The organism is Mycobacterium sp., from assembly GCF_032162105.1.
Classification (GTDB): domain Bacteria; phylum Actinomycetota; class Actinomycetes; order Mycobacteriales; family Mycobacteriaceae; genus Mycobacterium.
The window spans coordinates 1-3023 of the sequence record NZ_JAVRPS010000243.1 but is presented as its reverse complement, the minus strand read 5'-3'; the positions used below and the strand labels follow the sequence as shown (position 1 = coordinate 3023).

General features: G+C 69.3%; 3 protein-coding genes. All 3 read left to right on the top strand.

The genetic code is table 11. The features are described 5' to 3' along the window. Positions 1-501: amidohydrolase family protein (locus QOC69_RS12295; protein WP_526439779.1), on the top strand; the 501-nt coding region annotated here is incomplete at its 5' end. Beyond that, a complete protein-coding gene (locus QOC69_RS12290) occupies positions 498-1388 on the top strand; it encodes a polysaccharide deacetylase family protein (RefSeq protein ID WP_526439777.1) in 891 nt (296 codons plus the stop codon). The genes QOC69_RS12295 and QOC69_RS12290, both read left to right, overlap by 4 nt. Next, positions 1385-2953, top strand: a complete 1569-nt coding sequence (locus tag QOC69_RS12285) for an ATP-binding cassette domain-containing protein (RefSeq protein WP_526439775.1) — start codon at positions 1385-1387, stop codon at positions 2951-2953. Before QOC69_RS12290 ends, QOC69_RS12285 begins: the two co-directional genes overlap by 4 nt. Positions 2954-3023 lie beyond the last annotated feature (70 nt).

The window sequence follows — 3023 nt, the reverse complement described above, 5'->3', positions numbered from 1 at the left end:
ATCTGCGACGACACCATCAATGTCTGGACGGTCGCCAAGACCGCGGGCCTCATCCACAACGTTTCGGGGCTGGATAGCGACGAATGGCCCACTGCGGCTGAGATTCTCGAAGCGCTCTGGCGGGGCGGTGCCCGCGCCACCCGGCGGCCCGACGACCTCGGAGCGGTCGCGCCCGGCATGCTTGCCGATCTGGCACTGGTCGACATGCACGCCATTGCGTTCACGCCACTCAACGATTTGAGGGAACAGCTAGTCCATTGCGAGGATGGCCGCGACGTCGTGCTGACCATGGTGGCCGGCCGCGTGGTGGCCGAACACGGGCACGTCACCACCGTGGACGAGTCGGCGTTGCTCGACGAGGCGCGGGACCTGTTCGCCGCGAAGCTGCCCGCGATCCGGGCTGCCCGTAGCAGCGCCGACCAACTGTTCCCCGCGTACCAGCACATCGTGCGCCGCTCGGCCGCAACGGATGTCGGCTTCAACCGCTGGGTGGCCTCGTGACGAACCCTGCCGGATACCCGTACACCCCGCTGCCGGCCCGGCCGGCAGGCACCTGGCCCAACGGTGCGCGGCTCGCCGTCGTCGTGTGCGTCGGCGTCGAGTCCTACCGGTTCGGCGATGGTCGCACCGAGGACGTGCTGCCCGACATCCCCGCCCCGGACCTGGTGAACACGGCCTGGCGCGACTACGGAAACCGGGTCGGCGCCTTCCGGATCTTCGAAGCGCTTTGCGGCCTTGGCATCCCGCCGACCGTACTGCTGAATACCGACGTGTACGACGAGGCCCCGGCCGTCCTGGAGGCGGCCCGGCGGGCCGGTGCCGAGATCGTCGGGCACGGCCGCTCCAACTCCGATTCGTTGTCGGAGATGACCCCCGACGCCGAGCGTGCCTACCTGACACACGTAGCCGACCGCATCCGCGCGCACGAGGGGGCAGCCCCGGGCGGATGGTCCAGCCCCTGGCTCAGCCACACCCCGGCCACCCTGAGCCTGTTGGCCGAGACCGGGTACCGCTACCTGCTCGACCTGCGACTGGACGACCAGCCCGTCTGGCTGACCACGGAATCCGGTCCGCTGCTCTCGATTCCGTACAACGCGGAGATAAACGACTCGTCGACGATGATCGGCAGGCAGGCGTCCGCCCACGAGTTCGCCGACATGATCGTCGACGAGTTCGCCGAACTCTCGGCGACGCCACGCCCGCTTGTGATGAGCATCGTGCTGCACTCGTTCATCACCGGGGTGCCGTTCCGCTTGCGCGCCGTCCGAAGAGCGCTCGAGCGCGTCGCCACCGGCGCCGGCGTGTGGCTGACGACGCCGCGCGAGATCCACCAGGCCGTCGTGGATTCGCCCGTGCTGTTCCCGCCGGTTGCGGAGGTGACGTCGTGACCGAACCGGTAGCCGCACTCACTGACTTCTCGCTGTCGTTGGTGCGCAACGGCATTCGGAGCCAGATCCTCGAGCACATCGAACTTCGGATCCGGCCCGGTGAGATCCTCGGCCTTGTTGGCGAATCCGGTTCCGGTAAGAGCGTGCTCGCGTTGAGCCTGCTCGGGTTGCTCCCGGACACCTCACACCCGCAGGCCGACGGTCAAGTCACCGTTGACGGAGTGGACATGGTCCGGGCGAGCCCGTCCGAGCTGCGCCGGGTGCGGGCCGAGGTGCTCGGCGCGATCTTCCAGGACCCGATGACGTCGCTGAACCCGACGATGCGGATCGGCAGGCAGATTGGTGAGGTCACCCACGGCGACGCCGAATCCGTCCGGCTGCTCGAAACCGTCGGGGTGCGCGACGCCCAGCTGCGCCTGCGGGTCTACCCGCACGAGCTTTCCGGTGGGCTGCGGCAGCGGGTGATGGCGGCGATCGCGGTTGGCGGCCGTCCAGATCTGATCGTCGCCGACGAACCGACGACCGCACTCGACGTGACCGTGCAGGCGCAGCTGCTGGACCTGCTGCGCGAGTTGCGCGATGAGTTCGGCTGCTCGGTCCTGCTGATCACCCACGACCTCGGCGTGGCCGACCAGATCGCCGACCGGCTCGCCGTTTTGCACCACGGCGAACTGGTCGAAATCGGCCCGGCCTCCGAGGTGGTGCGTAACCCGCAGCACGACTACACCCGTTCGCTGCTCGCGTCCCGGCTGAGCCTGACGATGCCTCGCGACGAGCGGTTCAGCGGGGACACCGACGACTCCGAGCCTGCAGTGTCGATCAGCGAGCTGCGCTGCACGTTCACCGTACGCCGTGGCGTTCGCTGGGGGCGCGGCCGCTCCCGGGAGATCAACGCCGTCGACGGGGTCGACCTGGACATCGCGCAGGGCGAGGCATTGGCGATCGTCGGGGAAAGCGGTTCCGGCAAGTCGACCCTGCTGCGGATCGTCGCCGGACTCGAGAAGCCGACGTCCGGCTCCGTCACGCTCGCCGGCACCGGCGGGCCGCAGATGGTGTTCCAGGACGCCGGCTCGTCACTCACCCCGTGGATGAGCGTCGGCGAAACCCTTGGCGAGCGATTGCATCGCCTCAAACTGTCACGGGCCGAGGTCAGCGAGCGCGTGATTGCGGCACTGGCTGCGGTCGACTTGCCGCCGGAAGTCGCCAAGGCCCGCCCGGGTGAGCTGTCCGGCGGGCAGCGACAGCGCGTCGCGCTTGCCCGCGCCACGATGATCCCGCCCGCGGTGCTGCTGTGCGACGAACCCACCAGCGCCCTGGACGCCTCGCTGGCCAAGAGCGTGTTGGCCCTCATCCGCGATCTGCGGGCGCGGATCGGGATGACGGTGCTGTTCGTCACCCACGACCTGGCGGTCGCCCGGCTGATGGGTGATCGCATCGCCGTCATGCAAGCCGGCCGCGTCGTCGAGCTAGGTCCTGCGGACCAGGTGATCGCCGAACCCCGCGACCCCTACACCCGCACCCTGCTCGCCGCGGTGCCCGAGATCGTCGAGGGAGCCGAGTCGTGACCGCAATCCTGATGCCCCGCGGACGGCTGCGGCCGGTGTCCATCGGTGGGGCGCGTCTGGCCCGGCCGAC